Raw genomic sequence first — 20,967 nt, 5'->3', positions numbered from 1 at the left:
TCAATAAACAATCACTTCAGATAAAATAATCGTGTTCCCTGCTGGAGTTTATCTATGAAAAGAATCAATCATCTTGATTTCTTTAGCTTAAGTGTTTTTATTGAGTTGTACGAACAAAAAAGTGGCACCGCGGCAGCAATCACCCTGGCCACCACTCAACCTAAAGTCAGTCGCACCCTGACCATGCTCAGAAAAACCTTTAATGACGAGTTGTTTACCCGTCATCAGCATGGCATGAAACCCAACCGGGTCGCCGACCGCCTCTACCCTCAGGCAAAGCAGCTGGTGGCGGGCTTTCAGTCCTTGGCCTACACCATGGAGCTGACCGCCAACGAGCAGGGAAGCATCAATATCTGCGCTCAGGAACATTTCCACCGGCCCCTGCTGAGCTGTCTGAATGAGCTTACCAGCGAGTACGATAACCACTTCGCTTTTGAGGTTCACCCCTGGACTACAGAATCTCAAAAGAGACTGATAAATCGTAACATTGATTATTGCATCTCAATCGATCCATCGCCAATAGATGGTATTGCGCATTATGAGATTGCGCCGGTTGGAAAATATTTCTTGGTGGCAAATGAAGACCACCCGATATTTAATGCCGAGATTACTCTACATCAAATTCTTCGTTATAAACTGGCCATCTTGAATTACGCCTTTGACGAAACAAAAGTCCCAAGGTTGCAAGCCATTGCCGACCAGAAAAACCTGCCTATCTCTGTTGCCCTCAAGATCTCCGATCTGGGTTTGCTGCTCGATCACGTCAAAGAGTGTAACAGCGTCGGCCTGGTCGTTGGCACCGCCTTTCAATCCTACCTGCAAAGTCAGCCCGGTCTCACCTGTATGAATGTCTCCGACATCTGGCTCAATGAAACTAAGAGCCACCAGTCGCTTCAGTACTACCTACAGGCCCATCATGGCGCCGACCAGGCCTTTGCAGCGCGACTGGCCTCCAGTTTGAGGCAGCGCCTGAGCGCCGCCTAAGAATAAAGACCCGCCTCTCCGCTCCAGGAGGGATCCGCCCCCCAAACCAAAGCAGCCGATCCGTCAGGATCGGCTCAGTTACGGCCTATTGGTCCGGAAAGTCGAACAGTTCAGGGGGATTGCTGGCCAAAGCGCCATTCACCTGAATCTTAAACTTCAGGTGCGGCATCATCTGCTCCGGCTCCAGTTCGATACTGGGGCTGAACCTGTAGGAGCCCGGTTGCAGCTCCTTCAACTCACCGACACAACCGCTGCCATTATCGCCGCAAAGATACTGCTGAGCCCGGTGCCAGGGAATCGCAAACGAAGAGTCGTAGTCACCGGGGAACCCCAGATAGACGATCTCCAGATTGTGTCCGGCATCGGTGATGGCCAGCCCGTCTTCATCGGCCAGGCTGAATCTCACCGTCAGGCTTTCCCGCTCGGCAGCGTCCACCGTCAACACGATACTATTGGCCTGATCCAGGGTCACACTGGGATCCACCTCGGCACCGCCGTCACCACTGCTGCTGTCGGAGCCACAGCCACTAAGCAGCAACGCCACCGCCCCGATGATCATTTGATTACGCATCTTAGCCCGCCTCAGTTATGACACACTTGGCATTCACTAGCATCGGCATGCTTAGGCAGCGCCGACAGTTGCTCGTGGGAGGAGTGACAGGTCTGGCACTCCATGTGGGATTTCACATCCGGGCCAATATAGGTATCCGGCTCACGTTGGGTGGGAGCGTGACAGCTGTCGCACTGATCGTTGCTGGCCGCATGCCCTTCGGCCTCCAAGGTTCCCGCCAGCGAGGCGTTAAGATACTTAGCGGAAATGTAGGCGATCTCTGCCGTTACCTGGGCACAGCGTTCATACTTGGCCCAATGACCGGAACCAAACCCGCTGGCGCTGGACCAGTGGGATACCGAGGTGTGACACAGTACCGAGTTGGCAACGGACTGACCAATCTCCTCCTGAGTCATGCTCCTTCCCGTTCCGAATATGAGATCCGGGGTTGGGGCACCGATGCCATCGAGGAACTCCTGGTCGCCACGGGGCATGGAGGTCTTCTCATAGTAACGGTATACCGCATCGATGACCGCCTGCTGGTCGACACCGCCCAGCACGTTTATCGCCATGGCCGCCGCGTTAAGGCAGCCGCAGAGGGTACCCCAGCCCCTGACACCGGTACCACCATAAACAGCCAGGTTGGTAGGGATGGCAGCAAAGTGACAGGCATCCTCGTGGCCCTGGGCTGCCAATTCGGTAACGATGGCATTAAATACGCCATACATGCAGCCGCCCTTGAAGTAGCTCTGATAAGCCAGCTTAGCAACTTTCATTGGGTCAAGGTTCGCATAATCAAGCAGGCTGCTCCCCAGGTTCGCACTCCCACCACTACCCAGCCCGATGGTGGCATCGCCCGGGCAGGCGTCTGCGGCAAAGATTGCCGGCGAAACCGCCGATGTTCCCACCGCCATGCTGGCCAACCCCACGATCTTACCCATTGCCTGTCGTCTATCTACTTTCATCAACTGCTCTCCTGACTCCTGGATTCACATATCCAGTAATTGAATTATCGCATTTAAAGATTATAAATATCTTAAAAATCAACAACTTATATCAAGCGTCGATAAGAGGCTAGAGATCGTAAAAGCGAAAGTAAAGCGGTCAAAGGCACCGGCTTTGTAAAAATCGATGCCAGGAAGTGAATTGCGGCTCCAAAACGAAATTGGTTCATTTTTAGCCCGAAAGAAAGCCGCGTCGCTCACAAATCGGCCCCCAAACCACCGCCTTTGCGACGGATCACGACAGCGCAAATAGTTTGAAGTGGGGTCAGAAAAGCGATATCAACAATCGGCAAATCACTCCGTAGCCCCCGGTTTCCGCCCCGGTTTCCGCCCCGGGGGCAGCCCCGACCGGCATCCGGTTCAGCGGCAATTCAGCCGTAATTAAGCGCCAATCAAGCCAGGGCCGTCGACAATGCCTGCACACTCAATCACTGACGACCCCCTGCGAGGAGGCAGACTATGATCCCACTACCCGGTGCCGTGCTATTGACCCTCGCCACCGTTGGCGTCCTGTGGCCGATTTTCGGCTCAGCCGAACCCGGCCATGCCAAGGAACAGCCGCGGCCTCAGGCCAGCGCCAATGACTGACGTGCTGTGCCATCGCGAACAGGCCAGAATGCTGTGCCTGCTCAATCACTATCGCTCGATACAACGCGCCTGTTACCAGAGCAAGGCGCTCTGCCTCAGCCCGGAGCACAGTGGCGAACTGCTGCGGCTGAAGCTGGCCTATGGCCACGGCGGGCTGCAGGCCCGGGCCAGGGGGGCCGACACCAGCAATCCACTGAGCCTGACCCAACAAGGGCGGCGCCTGTTTCTGCAACTGGACAGCTGGACCGAATGCCAGCGCCGCAGCATGCAGCGGCTGCTGCAGCAAAGTCTGGCGGCCTGAGCAAGCCCCCCAAGGCTACCGATCAGGCATAAAAAAACGCACGCCGAAGCGTGCGTTTTTTGTTGCTGCTAGAGCGGGGGATTACATCATGCCGCCCATGCCGCCCATGCCACCCATGCCGCCCATGTCTGGGGCTGCCGGTGCGGCGTCTTGCGGCATTTCGGTTACCATGGCTTCGGTGGTGATCATCAGACCGGCCACAGAAGCGGCAAACTGCAGCGCGCTGCGGGTTACCTTGGTTGGGTCCAGGATACCCATCTCAACCATGTCGCCGTAGGTGTCGTTACCGGCGTTGTAGCCGTAGTTACCTTCACCGCCTTTGACGTTGTTGGCCACAACAGAGGACTCTTCACCGGCGTTGTAGGCGATCTGGCGCAGTGGCGATTCCATGGCGCGCAGAGCCAGCTTGATGCCGACGTTCTGCTCTTCGGTGTCGCCTTTCAGCTCGGTCAGCTTGGACGCCACGCGAACCAGGGCGGTACCACCACCGGCAACCACACCCTCTTCAACGGCCGCACGGGTTGCGTGCAGGGCGTCTTCAACGCGGGCTTTCTTCTCTTTCATTTCAACTTCGGTGGCGGCGCCAACCTTGATGACCGCAACACCGCCAGCCAGCTTGGCCATGCGCTCCTGCAGCTTCTCTTTGTCGTAGTCAGAGGTAGACTCTTCGATCTGAGCCTTGATCTGGCCCACACGACCCTGAATCTGCTCCTCTTCACCCACACCGTCGATGATGGTGGTGTTGTCCTTGGTGATCACCACGCGCTTGGCGCTGCCCAGATCTTCCAGGGTGGCTTTCTCCAGCTCCAGGCCGATCTCTTCGGAGATCACGGTACCACCGGTGAGGATGGCCACGTCCTGCAGCATCGCCTTACGACGGTCGCCGAAACCAGGCGCCTTAACGGCAGCCACTTTAACGATGCCACGCATGTTGTTCACAACCAGAGTCGCCAGGGCTTCGCCTTCCACGTCTTCGGCGATGATCAGCAGCGGCTTACCCGCTTTGGTCAGGCCTTCCAGAATCGGCAGCAGCTCACGGATGTTGGAGATCTTCTTGTCCACCAGCAGGATGAACGGAGAATCCAACTCAACGGTGCCGGCTTCGGCGTTGTTGATGAAGTAAGGAGACAGGTAACCACGGTCGAACTGCATGCCTTCAACCACGTCCAGCTCGTTCTCCAGAGCCTGGCCCTCTTCCACGGTGATGACGCCTTCCTGACCCACTTTCTCCATGGCGGTGGCGATGATCTCACCAATCTCAACGTCGGAGTTGGCGGAGATGGTGCCCACCTGGGCGATGGACTTGGAATCTTTACACTCAACGGCCAGCTCTTTCAGCTCGGCTACGGCAGCCACAACCGCCTTGTCGATGCCGCGCTTCAGATCCATTGGGTTCATGCCGGCGGCAACGGCCTTCAGGCCTTCGTTGACGATGGACTGAGCCAGAACGGTGGCAGTGGTGGTACCGTCACCGGCGGCGTCGTTGGCTTTAGAGGCAACCTCTTTCACCATCTGGGCGCCCATGTTCTCGAACTTGTCTTCCAGTTCGATCTCCTTGGCCACAGACACACCATCTTTGGTGATGGTCGGGGCGCCGAAGGATTTGTCCAGTACCACGTTGCGGCCCTTAGGACCCAGAGTCACCTTTACTGCGTCGGCCAGTACGTTCACACCCGCCAGCATTTTTACGCGAGCGTCGTTGCCAAATTTTACGTCTTTAGCTGCCATTTCCGTTTTCCCTTCTAAATCTTGATTCTACAGAGTGAATTTATTCAACGATGGCGAGAATGTCGCCTTCAGACATGATCAGGACCTCTTCACCGTCCACTTTCTCAGTCTTTACGCCGTAGCCTTCGTTAAAGATGACAACGTCGCCAATCTTCACGTCCAGGGCCTTAACTTCGCCGTTTTCCAGAATGCGACCATTACCAACAGCCACGACTTCACCGCGGGTGGATTTTTCAGCTGCGCTGCCGGTCAGCACGATGCCGCCTGCAGACTTGGACTCAAGCTCGGTACGTTTAACGATTACCCGGTCATGCAATGGACGAATCTTCATCTGTGATCTCTCCTAAAAGGTTCCGTCTAAATCAAATCTGTGATTTCTCTGCAGCTTAGCTGCGTTCTGATTCTGTATATGGGGCGGCGGCGGAAAAAACACAAGGGTCGGGTGGAGATTTTTTTCCCCGCCTTCGCCAAATCCTTCCTCTGGCTGCTGTAAAAAAGTTTCAACCGATGTCTGAATTTTGCTCGCTCCGCTTTGCGCCGCTGGGCCGGGGACGCTACCATAGGCCCCCGACCAACCCGCTCCACCGCAACGAATGTGACCTACCGGATGTATAACACGCATGGCCTATTAACCGCTCCCATCGGCAGAACTCTGCTGCGCATGAGTGTGCCTAATCTGCTGGGGGTGCTCAGCCTGCTGTTCTACCATCTGACCGACACCTATTTCATCAGCCAACTGGGTACCGAACCTCTGGCCGCCATCAGCATGACCTTTCCGGTGACCATGGTGATCTCCTCCATCGCCCTGGGCATGGGGGCGGGCATGAGCGCCAACATGGGCCGGTTCCTGGGCAAGGGCGATCTGCCACAGGCACGCAGCTTCCTGACCCATGGCCTGATGCTGGCAGGGCTGGTTGTCACTGTCATCGCCGCCGCCGGGGCCATGACCATCACCCCACTGTTTACCCTGCTGGGCGCCGGCGACACCATGTTGCCGCTGATCAATGACTACATGCTGGTGTGGTATTCCGGCATCGGCCTGCTGGTGCTGCCCATGGTAGGCAACCAGGCGCTGCGGGCCACCGGCAACACCCGCACCCCGGCCATCGTCACCGCCGTGGCCGCCATCGTCAATGCCATTCTGGATCCACTGCTGATCTTCGGCATCGGACCGTTTCCACGGCTGGAGATGCAGGGGGCGGCCATCGCCACCGTGCTGTCGTGGATCATCACCTTTGTGGTGGCCGCCTGGATGCTGGGCTGGCGCTACCAACTGTTGGCCCGCCCCTGCCAGCGAGTGCTGGAACACTGGCGCAAGCTGCTGCACATCGCCCGGCCCGCGGCCATATCCAACCTGCTCAACCCTCTGGCCAATGCGCTGATTCTGGCGATATTGGCACGCATCGATACCAAGGCCGTGGCCGCCTTTGGTGCCGGTACCCGCATCGAGGCCCTGATGCTGGTGGTGGTCACCGCCCTGTGCGGCGCCCTGATGCCCTTTATTGCGCAAAACCTCGGTGCCGGCCACTACCGGCGGGCCAAAGAGGCCCTGATGGGCAGCATTCGGTTTGTGCTGGTATCACAGCTGCTGTTGTACCTGTTGGTGCTGCCGTTTCTGGGCCAGGTTGCCGCCCTGTTCAGTGACGACCCGACCGTACAGGGGTATCTGATCTGGTACCTGCAGATCGTGCCTCTGGCGTACGGTACTCTGGGTGTGGTCATTCTGTTTGTACTGGCGCTGAACGCCTATCACCGCCCGATGACCGCCCTGAGCCTGAACATGGTCCGCCTGTTCCTGATGCTGATTCCGATGACCATGATCGGCAGTTGGCTGTTCGGGGTCAAAGGCGCCTTCGCCGGCATCGGACTGGCCAACCTGGTGATGGGCGTCGCCTGTTACCACCTGGCCACCAAGGTGTGCGAACCCGCCTCGGTCACCGCCCCTCAGCCGCAATAACCTCGACACCGATACCCCATAAAAAAAAAGCCGATACCCTGAGGTATCGGCTTTTTGGTCACGTCCGGTTCAAATGCTAACTCGACCCAAAGTGACGTACTCGAAAAGAGGTGCGGTCGCTCTTCGGCTTAGTGGCATCGAGTCCATGACCGCCGCCGAAGTGACCGGCACAGTGAATCACAAACCATCGCCGCGCCACAAGATAGCCTTTGGCTATGACCTGATAAACCGACCCGCGGTCTGTTTATCAGTCTTTGCGCTCATACTCGCCTTCAATGGTGGACTTGCCATCCAGATCCCGAGGCTGCTGGGGTCGCTGGAACGGATCCTGTTGCTGAAACGGATCCTGCTGTTGATGAAACTCGGCGCCGAAACCCTGGCCATGAATGGTGCGCACCTGCACCCGGCTCAGTAACCAGGTCGCCAGGCGCTTACGGGTGAACGGCGTCAGCACCAGCAGACCGAGGAAATCGGTCACGAAACCCGGTGTAACCAGCAACACGCCCGCCACCGCCAGCAACATCGCTTCCATGATCTGGGTACCGGGCAACTCACCCCGGTTCATTCGGTTTCGCACCTCCATCAGGGTGCTCAGGCCCTGGCTGCGAACCAGAGACGCGCCCACCGCTGCGGTGACCAACACCAGGGCAATGGTGGTCGGCGCCCCCAGGGCGGTACCGACCTGAATCAGCACCGAAATCTCGATGATGGGCATGATGGCAAACAGCAGAAACAGATAAAAAACCACACAGGCCTCACAAATACGGTTGTTGTCAGAAACTCAAATGGGGTTTCCCCGGTCTATTTTCAAGTCGGCGTTCATGCACTGTTACATTTATCAATGCAGCCACCGGGTGGATCCTTTACAGTAAGCCCACCCAAACGGGCCATAATGGCGTTGACAATGCAGATGCGCAGGCTATTGCCCGTACCTCGGGTAATGACCCCTACACCGATTATTGGACATTACACTGACAATGACAAAGCGACTCTTTGCCCTGGCGACGCTGCTCCTCATGAGCCTGACAGCATCGGCCAACTTCTCCTTCCTGAATCAGGAGCCCCAGGTGCTGCCGGTAGATCAGGCGTACCTGTTTAACTTTGCCCAGCAAGACAATGTACTGGAACTGACCTGGGAGATGCCTGAACAGGGGTATTACCTTTATCAGGAGCGGTTTACGGTAAAGGTTGAAGGCGATGTCGACGTCGGTGAGCTGGTCTACCCGCAAGCGGTGTCCCACTTCGATGATTTCTTTGGCGAACAGCCGGTCTATTTTGACCGGGTCACCCTGCAACTGCCGATCAAGCAAGCGGCCAACAACACCGAACTCACCATCACCTATCAGGGCTGCCTGGACAAGGTGCTGTGCTACCCACCGACCCGCCAGACCATCCTGCTGTCGGAAGTGGCGGCCAACAGCGGCATCATCACTCCGGCTGCGTCGGCCTCAACCACGCCTGCGGCGCCGGCCACCGAACAGGATAGCCTGGCAGCGCTGCTGTCCGACGGCCACCTGAGCCTGGTGCTGCTGACGTTTTTTGGCCTCGGCATCCTGCTGGCCTTTACCCCCTGTGTGTTCCCCATGTACCCCATCCTGACTGGCATCATCGCTGGCCAGGGTGAAAAGCTGTCCACCGGTCGCGCCTTTGCCCTGTCCATGACCTATGTGCAGGGGATGGCGATTACCTATTCGGCCCTGGGGCTGGTGGTCGCCTCCGCCGGACTCAAATACCAGGCCGCACTGCAGCACCCCGCCATTCTTATCGGCCTGGCGGTATTGTTTGTGGTGTTGTCACTGTCGATGTTCGGTGTCTACAACCTGCAGTTGCCGTCATCACTGCAAAATCGCCTCAACCAGGCCTCTAACTCACAGAAAGGCGGCTCTTTTACCGGGGTGCTGATCATGGGGCTGATCTCCGGCCTGGTCGCCTCTCCCTGCACCACCGCGCCGCTGTCCGGTGCCCTAATCTACGTAGCCCAGAGTGGCGACCTGATGCTGGGTGGCCTGGCTCTGTATGCCCTGTCCATGGGCATGGGGGCACCGCTGCTGCTGCTGGGTACCTCCGGCGGTAAACTGCTGCCAAGAGCCGGAGCCTGGATGGACATCATCAAGCACACCTTTGGCTTCCTGCTGATTGCGGTGTCCATCATGATGCTGACCCGTATCTGGACCGGTCTGGTGGCCGACCTATTGTGGGCGGTATGGGGCGTGGCCTTTGTGGCCTACCTGCTTCACGAAAACCGCAAGACCCGCTTCAGCCTGATGCAAACCGGCCGCTATGCGATGCTGGCGGTGGCCATGCTCGGAGCCATTGGCTACGGCGGCTATGGTGTCTTTACCCAGCTGCAGGCCACACCGGGCGCCGCTGCCCATCACGGCACCGAGTTTATTCGGGTTAAGAGCCTGGAAGACATCGACCGGGAAGTCGCCAAAGCCAACGCCGCGGGCAAAACCGTGATGCTGGATCTGTATGCCGACTGGTGCATCGCCTGTAAAGAGTTTGAAAAATACACCTTCCCGGAACCGGAGGTGGTGGCCCGCACCGAGCAGATGGTGCTGCTGCAGGCGGACATGACCGCCAATGACGCCATCGACATCGAGGTTCAGGAGCACTATCAGGTACTGGGGCTGCCGACGATTCTGTTCTTCGACACCCAGGGCCAGGAGTTGGCCCAGCAACGGGTTACCGGGTTTATGAAAGCCGGTCGCTTCGCCTCACACCTGGATGGGGTGCTCTAACCCAACCACATCAGCGCCTGGCTTAACAGCCGGGCGCTGGCAGCCAGGGCCAGCACTATCACAAACACCATGGTCCATCGTAATCGAATCATAATCGACACTCTCCCAGTATCGCGACCCCCTCCGACAGGCGCCGCTGCTCGACAATCTCGTAGCCCTGATCGCACAACTCATTGAGCCGAAGGTGATGATCCACCCGCTCCGCCAGACGACCGCTTAAGGCCGTGGTCTCCTGTTGCGGCTCCGGTTGACTCTGGCCACCGCCGTTACGACGCCCTGCGCCTTTGCCAGCCCGCTTACCACTGCCTTTTGATGCCTGCCGATCCCCTTTGCCGCCCATCCCTTCAACAAACAAAGAGAAATGCAGATAGCCGTCCTGGCCAGCCTCGAAAGAGAAATACTCTTGGGGCGGCGTGCGATCCGCCGGGCTGCTGCAACCGATGATCAACGCCAAAGCAGGCAGAGAGACAAGCCAGTGTTTCATTGTGTTCTGTTCCCAAAAAAGTGGATAAGCCTGCGACTAGTAGACCCGATCCTTTGGTATAGGTGCCTTTTGGAAACGTAAAGTTTGGCAAAGAGTGATTCACTTTCGCCTGAAGAGTTACAGCGACGCTATCTGGATGGAAATGAATACAGCTCTGGTTTTATGATCAGAGACAGAATAAAGTTCAGGGTGCGTTGGCAATCCGGCGACTGCAGCAACTCCTGGGTATCCTGCTCCAGCAACGGCAGGATCTCCAGCCAGCGCTGACCAACCCAACAAGCATCGCTGAGGCGCTTATCGGCGTACAACTCCCCCAGTTCGGGACGGGCATCAAACAACTTCAGCAAGGCTTCACTGAGCAACTCAAACCGCGGTGACATCGGCAGTGACGGCCAGTTATTCATCACAAACCCCTGTCCCATCCACACCCCGTCGGGCTCAGCCCAGGCCTGGGACACGGTAAACTTGCGTTGCCCCTCGACCACCACACTCAGGCAGCCATCATCCAGTAGATGAAAATCCAGAATTTCCACCACGGCAGCGATGGGGTAACAGGGCAAAGGGTGACCGTCTTCCCGCTGCACACAGGCCACCAGTGGCAACTGGTTGCGAAAATGCTCGGCCACCACTCGACTCTGACCGGGCGTGACCATTCGCAGCTCCCGGCGCCCCTGGGGCAATACCGGACTGTCGATGGGTAACAGGGCGACAATCATTCGTTGCATACCAAACTCCCAGACAACCACAGGGGCATACCCGGGCGCCGGAGGTTTGAAAACGAACAGAAACCAAAGGCCGGTGCCCGCTGGTCTCCCACTAGTTTAGACCCTGTTAAGAGGGGTGGGTTTCAGATGCGGCGGCGAAGCTCAGGCGATCAGCAAGGGGGCACGCTGTCGACGCAACTCCCTCCGTTTCCAGAACTTGTCGTGAAAGTAGAATGCCACGGTGTTCACCAGGGGTTCGACGATGGCCACCAGGCCGCCCAACGTCCAGCTTCCGGTCAGCAAGTACACCAGAGTAAAAGCGATGGAAAAGTGCATTACGGCAAAGCTCAGGGTCTTAATCATGGTCATGGCCTCGTTGAGATAACAGCGGATGACCTAATGATAACAATTATCATTTAGATTAAAAGAAATAGTTCTCGCTTGATTTAATCTAACTTTTCGATTTCAACCTGGCGCCCCTCGGCAACCGCCTGCTGAAACGCACTCACCAGAGCCTGCCCCTGCTGGCAACAACGGTTCCACGACTCGATGCGCTGTTCATTACCGTAACGTTTGAAATCGCCCCGATCCGGAATCCTCGCCGCCGGCAGGCCGGCAACAAACTCAGGGCTAGGCACCAGCAGCACCACATTGCTGAGGTTGGCACCGGCCCGTCGCCACTTCAGCGATTTATCGAACCACCCCGGTAACACAAACGGGTTAAAGTGCGGATACAACACCAGCTTCCCCTGACCGAGCACCGGAAAATCCAGGTGGTAATCGGTAATCCCCCCATCCATGTAGCGCCCCGGCCGGGCTCCGTCGATATCCAACTCACCCGGCGACAACATCGGGATACTGCCGGTGGCCAGCAGGGTCGCCTCCAGATTGGCGGGCGTCAGCCTGGCGGGGTGGGTGGTCAGCCCGCCCAACGGCTCGAACGCCGCGCCACCGGCAGAGAACAACCAACGCTCCCACAACAGCTCCAGGCCGGAACGGCTGACCAGGTTCACCAGTGCTGTCAGGCCCAGGTTTGCCAGTTGCCGGGGGCGGCTGTGGTTGCGCATCCCCCTCCAGCGGCAGGCGATGAGATTCAATGTCCGCGTCGGCTGGGCCAACAGCGCCGCCAGTCCGGCCTCGGCCACCAGGGCATCGATGATGCCGAGGCAGTTATCCCGCACCTCCTGCTCACTCGGGTACTGCTCATAACGCTGATTGATGTAAGCCTGCTGCAGGCGCTGATGAGCAGCTTCGGGCTGAGGATGGCACAGGGCGGCGCAGCGCCAGCCACCGGAGGAGGTGCCCAGCAACTCCATCGGTTGTTCCCGGGGCACCCACTGAGTCAGAAGGTGGCGATCCAGCGCCGCCAGTGGCAACCATTTAGGGCCGCCAGAGGCAGCAATAAAGCGATCGAACAGGGCCGGCTGTAGGCCTTGCTGTGCAATCTGGTCACGGGCATGCCGCCCGGCGAGGATCCGTAATGCGTTCACTCTGAGTTCCTTTAAAACGGTGGCGCTGTTGATTAGTCCCCAGCGATTTAGGCGTTGAAAGTAACAGAAAATGTTAAAATTTAGAACAATGTCACTTTTTTCCTGCTCAGTCACCAGCAGTGCTGCGACCCAGCACAACAGATTTTATAGATCCTGCCTTTTAATCACCATTAGGCAGAACATTCTATAGATTTAACATTTGATTTGCCGGATATAGTCGGGCGGGAGTTCACTTTTGCGTAACCTAATGGTAAAACATAAGCAAAGTCGCAAAGGGGGACTCATAACATAATACCCCCTCCCGGCGACAGCCATTGACCGGATCGTCACTGGCTCCGGGGTGCGGCTCACCGGCTCCTGCAGGGATTCCCCGGCGGAGCCACAGGCGCTAAATGAAGGAAGGAGTATCTATATGCGCAAACTGCCTCTGGCCACTCTGGCCGCTGCTCTGGTGTTATCTGCCACGGCCTCCGCAACCTCTCTGGAACTGCCAAAAGGTTTCTACGCCACCGACGTCAATGGCCAACCGGTTTCCGCCCATGCCACCACTCTGGAGTTGGACGCGGGCAAGCAAGTGGTCACCCTGCGCTATGCCAACCCCTACATCGGTCAACGAAATCTGCACGAAACCGTGGTGTCCAAGCCCATCTATGTGGTCTTCACCACCGACGGCCAATCCAACTACAACCTGAACGCCGACATTCCGTACCACCTGAAGGACGCCAAGGCCTTCGCCAAAAAGCCGAAATTTACCATTCAACAAGACGATCAGCAGATCGCGTATCAAGCCTATATCGGCAATGGGGCGGTGACGGCCCTGTTGGCAGATTGATCTGCCCGCTAACCATTCCGCCATTCAAACAGGCAGCATCCCCTTGCTGCCTTTTTTGTGCCCAGGCCCCGGTGGCGGACGCAAGCTGGTATACTGAAACACCAGCCTCAACCATGATCGTGCCAGCATGTTAGTGATCTCCAACCGCCTAACCATCCCAGATAGCGAGCTTGAGTTTCAAGCAATTCGGGCCTCGGGTCCGGGGGGACAGCACGTCAACAAGGTGTCGACGGCAATTCAACTGGTGTTTGACTATCGCAACTCCAAGGTGCTGCCGGACAGCTATAAACAGGCACTGGACAACCGCTCCCATGCCAACATCACCGCCGGCGGCAAGATCCTGATCAAGGCTCAGCAACATCGCAGCCAGGAGATGAACCGCCAGGACGCCCTCGAGCGTCTGCGAGCCCTGCTGGTCGCCGCCGCATTTCGCCCCAAAACCCGCCACGCCACCCGCCCCACCCGCTCCAGTGTCCGTAAACGCCTCGACGCCAAAAAGCAGCACAGCCAGCGCAAGCAGATGCGCCGCGCGCCGGGCAACGATTAAGCCGGGTAAGACCGACTCGAACCAGGGAAACAGTGTGGCAATCTCACGTGATTAGACCAGTAAAATGCTGCCATTTTCATTGATGTCGTTATAATGGAAAAAAACCACTTTCTAGGGCGGAACTAAGTAACTCACTTTGGCTCCTAATAACATTGACCGAAGTTAGATACTTTTTCGCAGAGGATAGACGCAAAATGGCGAAGCAAAAGCGGATATTGCTGGTAAATGGCCCGAATTTGAACATGTTGGGGCGACGGGAACCGGGTCACTACGGTCACCAGACCCTGAATGACATCGTAACTGGTCTGACCAAATCCGCTGAAAATCATCAGCTTAGCCTGAGCCATATCCAAAGCAACTCCGAAGCGGAACTGATCGATGCCATCCACCACACCGAGGTGGATTTTATCATCATCAACCCCGCGGCCTTTACCCACACCAGTGTCGCCCTGCGTGACGCCCTGTTGTCGGTATCCACGCCCTTTATCGAAGTACACCTATCTAACGTCCATGCCCGGGAAGCGTTTCGTCATCACTCCTACTTTTCCGACGTCGCCGTTGGAGTGATTTGCGGTCTGGGTGCGGACGGTTATCAATTTGCACTACAAAGTGCGGCTAACTATTTGAATCGTGCTAGCTAGTACGTACAGAGCTAAAATAAGAGAACCATTATGGATATTCGTAAAATCAAAAAATTGATCGAACTGGTGCAGGAATCCGGTATTGCCGAGCTGGAGATCTCCGAAGGTGAAGAATCCGTACGCATCTGTCGTACTGGCAACGCCCCAGTCGCCCCGGCCACCTACGCGGTTGCCGAGCCGGCACCGGTTGCCGCCGCTCCGGTAGCCGCCTCCCCGGCAGCAGCACCTGCCGCCGCTGCCATCGATGGTCACGCGGTCAAGTCGCCAATGGTCGGTACCTTCTACCGTGCCGCCAGCCCGGCCGCCAAGCCGTTCGTTGAAGTGGGCGATACCGTTGCCGCCGGCGATACCCTGTGCATCATCGAAGCGATGAAGATGATGAACCAGATTGAATCCGACAAATCCGGTGTGGTGAAGCAGATTCTGATCGAAAACGGCGAGTCCGTAGAGTTCGACGAACCTCTGTTCATCATCGAGTAAGGAATCCGCCATGTTGGACAAAGTGGTTATTGCGAACCGCGGTGAAATCGCTCTGCGAATTCTGCGCGCCTGTCGCGAACTTGGGATCAAAACCGTGGCGGTGCACTCCACCGCCGACCGGGATCTGAAACACGTACTGCTGGCCGATGAAACCATCTGCATCGGTCGTGCTCCGGCAACCGAAAGCTACCTGGACATTCCGGCCATCATCTCCGCCGCCGAAGTGACCGATGCCATCGCCATCCATCCCGGTTATGGCTTCTTGGCCGAGAATGCCGACTTCGCCGAACAGGTGGAGAAGAGCGGCTACATCTTTATCGGCCCGTCACCGGAAGTGATTCGCCTGATGGGTGACAAAGTATCGGCCATTACCGCCATGAAGAAAGCCGGTGTCCCCTGCGTTCCTGGTTCCGATGGCCCGCTGGGCGACGACACCAAGACCAATATTCAGATCGCCAAGCGCATCGGCTACCCGGTGATCATCAAAGCCGCCGGTGGTGGTGGTGGTCGAGGCATGCGGGTGGTCCGCCAGGAGAGTGAACTGCTGGAAGCCATTGCCATTACCCAGTCAGAAGCGGGCAGCTTCTTTGGTAACAGCATGGTTTACATGGAGAAGTTCCTGGAGAATCCACGCCACATCGAAGTCCAGGTTCTGGCCGACGGCCAAGGCAACGCCATCCACCTGGCCGAGCGCGACTGCTCCATGCAGCGTCGCCACCAGAAAGTGGTTGAAGAAGCACCAGCGCCGGGCATCACCGAAGAGATGCGTAAATTCATCGGTGAACGCTGTGCCAAAGCCTGCATCGACATCAACTACCGCGGTGCCGGCACCTTTGAGTTCCTGTATGAAAACGGCGAGTTCTACTTTATCGAGATGAACACCCGGATTCAGGTGGAGCACCCGGTCACCGAGATGGTCACCGGCGTGGATCTGATCAAAGAGCAGCTGCGCATTGCCGCCGGCCAGCCTTTGTCCATTACCCAGGAGCAGGTGATTGTCCGTGGCCATGCGGTAGAGTGCCGCATCAACGCCGAGGATCCGGACAGCTTTATTCCGTCCCCGGGCAACATCGAGCGCTTCCACCCTCCGGGTGGCATGGGGATTCGCTGGGACTCCCACATCTATGCCGGCTACAAGGTGCCGCCGCATTATGACTCCATGATCGGCAAGCTGATCACCTATGGGGAAAATCGCGACATCGCCATCGCCCGCATGAAGAACGCCCTGCGCGAACTGGTGGTGGACGGCATCAAGACCAACGTACCGCTGCAGCAAAGAATCATGGCGGACGAGAACTTCCAGAACGGTGGCACCAACATCCACTACCTGGAGAAGAAGCTGGGTCTGTAATCCCGCTTCCCCCCCAAAAAAAACCTGGCCATGGCCAGGTTTTTTTATGGCTGGCGCTCAATCTGGCCGCGCCCCTTGAGCTGACTCAGTTTGTGGCCCGAGGCCCCAGACTGGGTCGAGCATACACCAGCCCGGCAGCGGCAATGACGTTCTGACTGGTCATATCGTTGATCTCGCTCACCGCCCCGACACGCCGCCAGGCTGGTGGTGATCTCCAGCGTGCTGCTGGCCAGGCCCCAAAACCAAACAACCCAGCCATCTGGCTGGGTTGTTGTTACTGCAACGCCGCTTAAACGCGGGCGGCTTCGGCTTCAGCCTCGACCTCGGTCGCTTCCCCCATCTCCCCTTCGGAGTGGGCCACGACGGTGGTTGCCACCAGGTCACCGGACACGTTGACCACGGTACGGGCCATATCCAGCACCCGGTCAATGCCCGCGACCAGGGCCACCCCTTCCAGCGGCAGGCCGACGGTTGTCAGCACCAGGGTCAGCATCACCAGGCCGGCACCCGGAACCCCGGCGGTACCGATGGACGCCAGGGTGGCGGTGACGATGATGGTCAGGTACTGAACCCAGGTCAGATCGATACCAAACAACTGGGCGACAAACAGGGCACAGACCCCCTGATACAGGGCGGTGCCGTCCATGTTGATGGTGGTGCCCAGCGGCAATACAAAGCTGGAGATGCTCTTATTGACCCCGAGTTTCTTGGCACACTTCATCGACGCTGGCAGGGTACCGGCGGAGCTGGACATGGTGTATGCCACCGCCATCGCTTCGGAGATGGTACGGAAGAAATGGACCGGGCTGATGCGGGACAAACCGGCCAGCACCAGGCTGTAGAAGCCAAAGATGTGCAGGGCGCAACCCAGGTACACCGCGATGATCACTTTTAGCAGCGGCAGCAGTACGTCCAATCCGTACTTACCTGCGACCCAGGCCATCAGGGCGAATACGCCGTAAGGGGCCAGGTTCATCACCATGTCGGTGAGTTTGTACATCGCTTCCGCCAGGGACTCAAACAGCTTGATGGCTGGCTTACCATGATCGCCGATCAGCACCAGGGCGATGCCCAGCGCCACGGCAAACACAATCACCTGCAGAATTTTACCCTGCGCCAGCGCCGCAATGGGGTTGGTGGGGATCATGTTCACCAGCGTGTCTGCCAGGCTGGGGGCCTCTTTGGCCAGATTGGCGCCCGCTTCCACCGAGCCGGCCATCTGCACCCCGGCACCGGGTTCAAGCAGGTAGCCCAGTGCCAGGCCGATGGTGATGGCAATGGAGGTAGTCCCAAGATAGAACACAAAGGATTTCAAACCGATGCGGCCCATCTTCTGGGTATCCTGCATCGAGGTCACCCCGACGATCAGTGAACAGAATACCAAGGGCACAATCAGCATCTTGATGGTATTCACAAACAGGGAGCCAATGGGCTTGAGGTATTCGGCAGACTCGCCCATGGCAACGCCAGTGGCAATACCGAGCAGCATGCCGGTGAGGATTTTCAACCACAGAGGCACAGACGACCACTTGCGCCAGAGATCGGCCAAGGGATTGCGGGAGGTAGACATAGTATTCCTATCGGTTCGTTCTTTATGTAGGGAGGGTACAACCGCGGCGAATTTTAGCAAAAATCCCCTTCGAGGGCTGCTCAAAAGGGCACAAACGTGATCAAAGCTAACCCCGGTGACAGCCCCTGACCAGGATCAGTATGTTACGCCCGCCACTGCGCCAGCGGGCTACGCCGGCGCTCGGCCAGGCTCTGGTAATACGCCCCGGCAAACCCCAGCAGGGGGAGACCGCTTCCGAGGCCACAACGCTGACACCGCCGTGCGTTGCAATCCAGGTAAGCCCAGACAAAACTCCAGCCACCCAGGGTCATCAGGGTCATGGCGAGGTGAACTCCGTGGCATACCGACACGGCCTGATGGGGCGTCGAGCGCGCACACCAACCACAAAAGCCAAGATGCATACAGCCCCCTCTGTAGTTAGCAGTAATGTTGTTTAAAGTTTAGTCGCTCATTCACTTGGCAACATAAAGGAGAAAGTGGCATCATGGGCGCAAAATAATGATAGCTTTAAGATCTTTACTACAACTGCCGATGCTGACTTCGCTCTCGCCGCTCCCCGCCACACCAGACAACGCCCCGCTGATTACAGCCCTGGCTCAATTGAGTGTGCCGGAACAGCCGTCAGAGCCGCTGTTTGCCACCCTGCACCAGTGGTTGCAGCAACAGCTGCACGCACCACATTTCCTGCTCATCGAAGGCGACCCCGCCCAACTGAGGTACAAAGGCAGCGATCTGGACACCGACAGCCTGCTGGCCTCCGATGGCCTGGTCAGTTACCTGATGAAAGGCCGTAGCCCCCTGAATCTGTCCCAGGCCGATCTGGTGGCCCGGCAGATGAACAAACAGGTCCAGCTGACAGCGCCCAAACCCCAGGCCTGGCTGGGCGTGCCCTGGTATGACAGCGATACCGGCAGCGGTGCCGTGGTGGTGTTCTGCACCGACAAGCACCGCTACAGCGAGCAGGAGCAACGGCTGTTGCAGCAGTTCTCCGGCCTGGTGAAGCAGGCGCTGCACACCCGCACTGTCCGCCGCCAGCTGCAGCGGCTAAGGGCTCAGCAGCAACAGGTGGACCGCCAGCTGGCGCAACAAAAAACCCTGCTGTCGATCCAACATCAGATCGCCAGTCTCAGCCGGCAACTGCTGCCGCTGGATCAACTGTGTCAGCAGTTCCATCAGCAATTCAAGCGCCTGCTTTCCTGCAACAACTTCTATGTGGCCCTGGTGGATCAGGAGCGGCGGCAGCTGGAGTTCCCCTACATGGTGGATGAGTTTCAGCACAAACTGCATAAACGCCGCCCTCTGGGAAAAGGCCTCACCGAGTACCTGCTGCAAAAGGCCGAACCGCTGCTGCTGGATTATCAGCAGCGCCAGGCGCTGATCGATGAAGGCCAGGCCCATGAAATGGGGCAAGCCGCCCAGTCCTGGATGGGCGCGCCGCTGATCAACGACGACAACGTCATCGGGGCGGTGGTGATTCAGGATTACCATCAGGCCGACCACTACGGCGACGACGATCTGCAGATGCTGTCCTACCTGGCCCAGCACATCGCCAACGTCATCATCATTCAACAGGCCCATCGCAGCCTGTCGGAAACTCAGCAAGCGTTGGAAGGGGCGGTCAATGAACGCACCCAGGCGCTGCAACATGAGATTGCCGAGCGACGGCGCATCGAGAGTCAGCTACGCCACGACAACCTTCATGATCACCTTACCGGCCTCCCCAACCGAGCACTGTTACTGGAACGGCTGGATCAGCTGTTTGCCCAACGAAAGCGCTGTGCCGACTTCAACTACGCCTTGATCTACCTGGATCTGGACCGGTTCAAGATGGTCAACGACAGCCTCGGTCACCTCACTGGTGACAGCCTGCTGGTGCAGGTGTCGACCCGGCTCAAACGCTGCCTGCGGGGCAGCGATACCGTGGCCCGCCTCGGTGGTGACGAATTTGCCGTGTTGCTGGACAACCTGCACGACAGTCAGGATGCGATGATCACCGCCCAGCGCATTCACAAGATGCTATCGCTGCCATTCCTGATCAAAAACGAAGAGATCTACAGCGGCGGCAGCATCGGTATCGCCTACTGTGACGACGCCTACAACAGCCCTCAAGAGATCCTGCGGGACGCGGACGTGGCCATGTACCAGTCCAAAGCCAAGGGGGGTCGCCAGCCGGTGGTCTTTACCGGCACCATGCGCCAGGCCGCTCAGGTTCGCCTGCGACTGGAAACCGAGCTGGCCCGGGCCATCGAGCAGGATCAATTTGAGATCCACTATCAGCCGGTGTGGCGCCTGGACAATGAGCAACTGGTGGGCTTCGAGGCGCTGGTGCGCTGGCGCCACCCCAGCAAGGGCCTGCAACTGCCCGGCCAGTTTATCGAAGTGATGGAAGAAACCCGCCAGATTCTGGAACTGGACCGGCTGGTATTGCAGAAAACCTGCCAGCAGTTCGCCGACTGGCAGCGCAAGTACCCCCGCATGGCACGCACCAGTGTCAGCGTTAACCTCTGTTCCGAGTGGTTCTCCCGCCAGAACAGCCTGGATGTGATCAACTCCATCCTCAAGGAAACCCGCTTGCCTCCGGAATCCCTGCGGCTGGAGATCACCGAACGCTCCCTGCTAGGTCAGCATGAGCAGGCGTCGGTGGTACTGAAGCAGATCCGCCGACTGGGGGTGCGCCTGGCTATGGACGATTTTGGCACCGGCTACTCCTCTCTCAACTACCTGCACCGCCTGCCGCTGGACATCGTCAAGATCGATCGCAGCTTCACCTGTCAGGTGCATACCGAACAACGGGCCCGGGATGTGATTCAGGCCATCGTTCATCTGGCCAACGCCCTCAATATGAAGGTCAATGCCGAAGGCATCGATGACATTCGGCAGATTGAGATTTTGCGCAACATGGGTTGCCACTTTGGTCAGGGTTTTCAACTGGGAAGACCGATGGCGGCAGACAATGTCCCCGGCTTTATCGCCGGAAAAAACACCAAGTCCTAGGCCGCGCTTTCTACAATAGAG

The 20,967-nt window shown here is 57.8% G+C and carries 22 protein-coding genes; 11 read left to right on the top strand and 11 right to left on the bottom strand.

Going from position 1 to position 20,967, the window contains the following annotated elements:
- Positions 1-54: 54 nt before the first annotated feature.
- A complete protein-coding gene (locus BLT77_RS02195; protein WP_090361229.1) occupies positions 55-984 on the top strand; it encodes a LysR family transcriptional regulator in 930 nt (309 codons plus the stop codon).
- 85 nt (positions 985-1,069) lie between these two features.
- Here BLT77_RS02195 and BLT77_RS02190 read toward each other — a convergent pair whose 3' ends face one another.
- Positions 1,070-1,555: a hypothetical protein gene (locus BLT77_RS02190; RefSeq protein ID WP_090361226.1), complete on the bottom strand. Its 486-nt coding sequence runs from the start codon at positions 1,553-1,555 to the stop codon at positions 1,070-1,072.
- Positions 1,556-1,566: 11 nt separating this feature from the next.
- Positions 1,567-2,499, bottom strand: a complete 933-nt coding sequence (locus tag BLT77_RS02185) for a C-GCAxxG-C-C family (seleno)protein (RefSeq protein ID WP_090361223.1) — start codon at positions 2,497-2,499, stop codon at positions 1,567-1,569.
- 498 nt (positions 2,500-2,997) lie between these two features.
- Here BLT77_RS02185 and BLT77_RS20565 point away from each other — a divergent pair, with 498 nt between their 5' ends.
- Together BLT77_RS20565 and BLT77_RS02180 are read left to right on the top strand one after the other, a co-directional pair.
- On the top strand, positions 2,998-3,126 hold the full coding sequence (locus tag BLT77_RS20565) for a hypothetical protein (RefSeq protein ID WP_281241948.1): 129 nt from the start codon (positions 2,998-3,000) through the stop codon (positions 3,124-3,126).
- Complete coding sequence (locus BLT77_RS02180) at positions 3,119-3,427, top strand: hypothetical protein (RefSeq protein WP_090361220.1); 309 nt, start codon at positions 3,119-3,121, stop codon at positions 3,425-3,427. The genes BLT77_RS20565 and BLT77_RS02180 overlap by 8 nt, the downstream gene beginning before the upstream one ends.
- 81 nt (positions 3,428-3,508) lie before the next feature.
- On the opposite strand, the gene groL is transcribed toward BLT77_RS02180, so the two are convergent.
- Together groL and BLT77_RS02170 are read right to left on the bottom strand one after the other, a co-directional pair.
- Complete coding sequence (gene groL, locus BLT77_RS02175; RefSeq protein WP_090361217.1) at positions 3,509-5,155, bottom strand: chaperonin GroEL; 1,647 nt, start codon at positions 5,153-5,155, stop codon at positions 3,509-3,511.
- Positions 5,156-5,195: 40 nt separating this feature from the next.
- The gene (locus BLT77_RS02170) at positions 5,196-5,486 is read right to left on the bottom strand and encodes a co-chaperone GroES (RefSeq protein WP_028111597.1); all 291 of its coding nucleotides are present in this window, start codon (positions 5,484-5,486) and stop codon (positions 5,196-5,198) included.
- Positions 5,487-5,762: 276 nt separating this feature from the next.
- Here BLT77_RS02170 and BLT77_RS02165 point away from each other — a divergent pair, with 276 nt between their 5' ends.
- Positions 5,763-7,112 carry an MATE family efflux transporter gene (locus BLT77_RS02165; RefSeq protein ID WP_090361214.1) on the top strand — a complete coding sequence of 450 codons (1,350 nt, stop codon included), beginning with the start codon at positions 5,763-5,765 and terminating at the stop codon, positions 7,110-7,112.
- Positions 7,113-7,359: 247 nt separating this feature from the next.
- Here the strand turns inward: BLT77_RS02165 and BLT77_RS02160 are convergent, their stop codons facing one another.
- Complete coding sequence (locus BLT77_RS02160; protein WP_218126884.1) at positions 7,360-7,860, bottom strand: FxsA family protein; 501 nt, start codon at positions 7,858-7,860, stop codon at positions 7,360-7,362.
- A gap of 229 nt (positions 7,861-8,089) precedes the next feature.
- On the opposite strand from BLT77_RS02160, the gene BLT77_RS02155 reads away from it, so the two are divergent.
- Positions 8,090-9,853, top strand: a complete 1,764-nt coding sequence (locus BLT77_RS02155; RefSeq protein ID WP_090361211.1) for a protein-disulfide reductase DsbD — start codon at positions 8,090-8,092, stop codon at positions 9,851-9,853.
- 88 nt (positions 9,854-9,941) lie between these two features.
- Here BLT77_RS02155 and BLT77_RS02150 read toward each other — a convergent pair whose 3' ends face one another.
- The 4 genes from BLT77_RS02150 to BLT77_RS02135 all read right to left on the bottom strand — a co-directional run bounded on the left by BLT77_RS02150 (position 9,942) and on the right by BLT77_RS02135 (position 12,531).
- Complete coding sequence (locus BLT77_RS02150; protein WP_143026535.1) at positions 9,942-10,337, bottom strand: hypothetical protein; 396 nt, start codon at positions 10,335-10,337, stop codon at positions 9,942-9,944.
- A 128-nt stretch (positions 10,338-10,465) separates the two neighbouring features.
- A complete protein-coding gene (locus BLT77_RS02145) occupies positions 10,466-11,062 on the bottom strand; it encodes an ATP-dependent protease (protein ID WP_090361206.1) in 597 nt (198 codons plus the stop codon).
- Positions 11,063-11,203: 141 nt separating this feature from the next.
- Positions 11,204-11,404, bottom strand: coding sequence for a DUF2061 domain-containing protein (locus tag BLT77_RS02140; protein WP_090361367.1), 201 nt, complete (start codon positions 11,402-11,404; stop codon positions 11,204-11,206).
- Between the two features lie 83 nt (positions 11,405-11,487).
- Positions 11,488-12,531, bottom strand: a complete 1,044-nt coding sequence (locus BLT77_RS02135) for a hypothetical protein (protein ID WP_090361204.1) — start codon at positions 12,529-12,531, stop codon at positions 11,488-11,490.
- A 412-nt stretch (positions 12,532-12,943) separates the two neighbouring features.
- On the opposite strand from BLT77_RS02135, the gene BLT77_RS02130 reads away from it, so the two are divergent.
- The 5 genes from BLT77_RS02130 (at position 12,944) to accC (ending at position 16,382) form a co-directional block, all read left to right on the top strand.
- A complete protein-coding gene (locus tag BLT77_RS02130) occupies positions 12,944-13,363 on the top strand; it encodes a DUF2057 family protein (RefSeq protein WP_090361201.1) in 420 nt (139 codons plus the stop codon).
- 127 nt (positions 13,364-13,490) lie between these two features.
- Positions 13,491-13,910, top strand: a complete 420-nt coding sequence (arfB, locus tag BLT77_RS02125) for an alternative ribosome rescue aminoacyl-tRNA hydrolase ArfB (protein ID WP_090361199.1) — start codon at positions 13,491-13,493, stop codon at positions 13,908-13,910.
- 194 nt (positions 13,911-14,104) lie between these two features.
- The gene (aroQ, locus tag BLT77_RS02120) at positions 14,105-14,551 is read left to right on the top strand and encodes a type II 3-dehydroquinate dehydratase (protein ID WP_090361196.1); all 447 of its coding nucleotides are present in this window, start codon (positions 14,105-14,107) and stop codon (positions 14,549-14,551) included.
- A 30-nt stretch (positions 14,552-14,581) separates the two neighbouring features.
- Positions 14,582-15,031: an acetyl-CoA carboxylase biotin carboxyl carrier protein gene (accB, locus tag BLT77_RS02115; protein WP_090361194.1), complete on the top strand. Its 450-nt coding sequence runs from the start codon at positions 14,582-14,584 to the stop codon at positions 15,029-15,031.
- Positions 15,032-15,041: 10 nt separating this feature from the next.
- Positions 15,042-16,382, top strand: a complete 1,341-nt coding sequence (accC, locus tag BLT77_RS02110) for an acetyl-CoA carboxylase biotin carboxylase subunit (protein ID WP_090361191.1) — start codon at positions 15,042-15,044, stop codon at positions 16,380-16,382.
- Between the two features lie 289 nt (positions 16,383-16,671).
- Here the strand turns inward: accC and BLT77_RS02105 are convergent, their stop codons facing one another.
- Positions 16,672-17,952 carry a dicarboxylate/amino acid:cation symporter gene (locus BLT77_RS02105; protein WP_090361189.1) on the bottom strand — a complete coding sequence of 427 codons (1,281 nt, stop codon included), beginning with the start codon at positions 17,950-17,952 and terminating at the stop codon, positions 16,672-16,674.
- Between the two features lie 143 nt (positions 17,953-18,095).
- Positions 18,096-18,272: a hypothetical protein gene (locus BLT77_RS20155; protein WP_176819165.1), complete on the bottom strand. Its 177-nt coding sequence runs from the start codon at positions 18,270-18,272 to the stop codon at positions 18,096-18,098.
- 211 nt (positions 18,273-18,483) lie between these two features.
- Here BLT77_RS20155 and BLT77_RS02100 point away from each other — a divergent pair, with 211 nt between their 5' ends.
- Positions 18,484-20,946 (top strand): putative bifunctional diguanylate cyclase/phosphodiesterase, encoded by a 2,463-nt coding sequence (locus BLT77_RS02100; protein WP_176819164.1) that lies wholly within the window; start codon positions 18,484-18,486, stop codon positions 20,944-20,946.
- The last annotated feature ends 21 nt before the right edge of the window (positions 20,947-20,967 follow it).

It is taken from the genome of Ferrimonas sediminum, assembly GCF_900100175.1.
In the GTDB taxonomy this organism is placed as follows: Bacteria; Pseudomonadota; Gammaproteobacteria; order Enterobacterales; family Shewanellaceae; genus Ferrimonas; species Ferrimonas sediminum.
Note: the sequence above shows the minus strand (reverse complement) of the source record. Positions and strands in the feature narration are given on the sequence as shown.

Excerpts from the sequence above, each read along its gene's own strand:
- BLT77_RS02150 (WP_143026535.1), bottom strand. The coding sequence starts at position 10,337 with ATGAAACACTGGCTTGTCTCTCTGCCTGCTTTGGCGTTGATCATCGGT.
- BLT77_RS02170 (WP_028111597.1), bottom strand. The coding sequence starts at position 5,486 with ATGAAGATTCGTCCATTGCATGACCGGGTAATCGTTAAACGTACCGAG.
- BLT77_RS02145 (WP_090361206.1), bottom strand. The coding sequence starts at position 11,062 with ATGCAACGAATGATTGTCGCCCTGTTACCCATCGACAGTCCGGTATTG.
- BLT77_RS02140 (WP_090361367.1), bottom strand. The coding sequence starts at position 11,404 with ATGATTAAGACCCTGAGCTTTGCCGTAATGCACTTTTCCATCGCTTTT.
- BLT77_RS02165 (WP_090361214.1), top strand. The coding sequence starts at position 5,763 with ATGTATAACACGCATGGCCTATTAACCGCTCCCATCGGCAGAACTCTG.
- accB (WP_090361194.1), top strand. The coding sequence starts at position 14,582 with ATGGATATTCGTAAAATCAAAAAATTGATCGAACTGGTGCAGGAATCC.
- aroQ (WP_090361196.1), top strand. The coding sequence starts at position 14,105 with ATGGCGAAGCAAAAGCGGATATTGCTGGTAAATGGCCCGAATTTGAAC.
- BLT77_RS02185 (WP_090361223.1), bottom strand. The coding sequence starts at position 2,499 with ATGAAAGTAGATAGACGACAGGCAATGGGTAAGATCGTGGGGTTGGCC.
- BLT77_RS20155 (WP_176819165.1), bottom strand. The coding sequence starts at position 18,272 with ATGACCCTGATGACCCTGGGTGGCTGGAGTTTTGTCTGGGCTTACCTG.
- BLT77_RS02130 (WP_090361201.1), top strand. The coding sequence starts at position 12,944 with ATGCGCAAACTGCCTCTGGCCACTCTGGCCGCTGCTCTGGTGTTATCT.
- groL (WP_090361217.1), bottom strand. The coding sequence starts at position 5,155 with ATGGCAGCTAAAGACGTAAAATTTGGCAACGACGCTCGCGTAAAAATG.
- BLT77_RS02195 (WP_090361229.1), top strand. The coding sequence starts at position 55 with ATGAAAAGAATCAATCATCTTGATTTCTTTAGCTTAAGTGTTTTTATT.
- BLT77_RS02155 (WP_090361211.1), top strand. The coding sequence starts at position 8,090 with ATGACAAAGCGACTCTTTGCCCTGGCGACGCTGCTCCTCATGAGCCTG.
- BLT77_RS02100 (WP_176819164.1), top strand. The coding sequence starts at position 18,484 with ATGCTGACTTCGCTCTCGCCGCTCCCCGCCACACCAGACAACGCCCCG.
- accC (WP_090361191.1), top strand. The coding sequence starts at position 15,042 with ATGTTGGACAAAGTGGTTATTGCGAACCGCGGTGAAATCGCTCTGCGA.
- BLT77_RS02180 (WP_090361220.1), top strand. The coding sequence starts at position 3,119 with ATGACTGACGTGCTGTGCCATCGCGAACAGGCCAGAATGCTGTGCCTG.
- BLT77_RS02190 (WP_090361226.1), bottom strand. The coding sequence starts at position 1,555 with ATGCGTAATCAAATGATCATCGGGGCGGTGGCGTTGCTGCTTAGTGGC.
- arfB (WP_090361199.1), top strand. The coding sequence starts at position 13,491 with ATGTTAGTGATCTCCAACCGCCTAACCATCCCAGATAGCGAGCTTGAG.
- BLT77_RS02105 (WP_090361189.1), bottom strand. The coding sequence starts at position 17,952 with ATGTCTACCTCCCGCAATCCCTTGGCCGATCTCTGGCGCAAGTGGTCG.
- BLT77_RS20565 (WP_281241948.1), top strand. The coding sequence starts at position 2,998 with ATGATCCCACTACCCGGTGCCGTGCTATTGACCCTCGCCACCGTTGGC.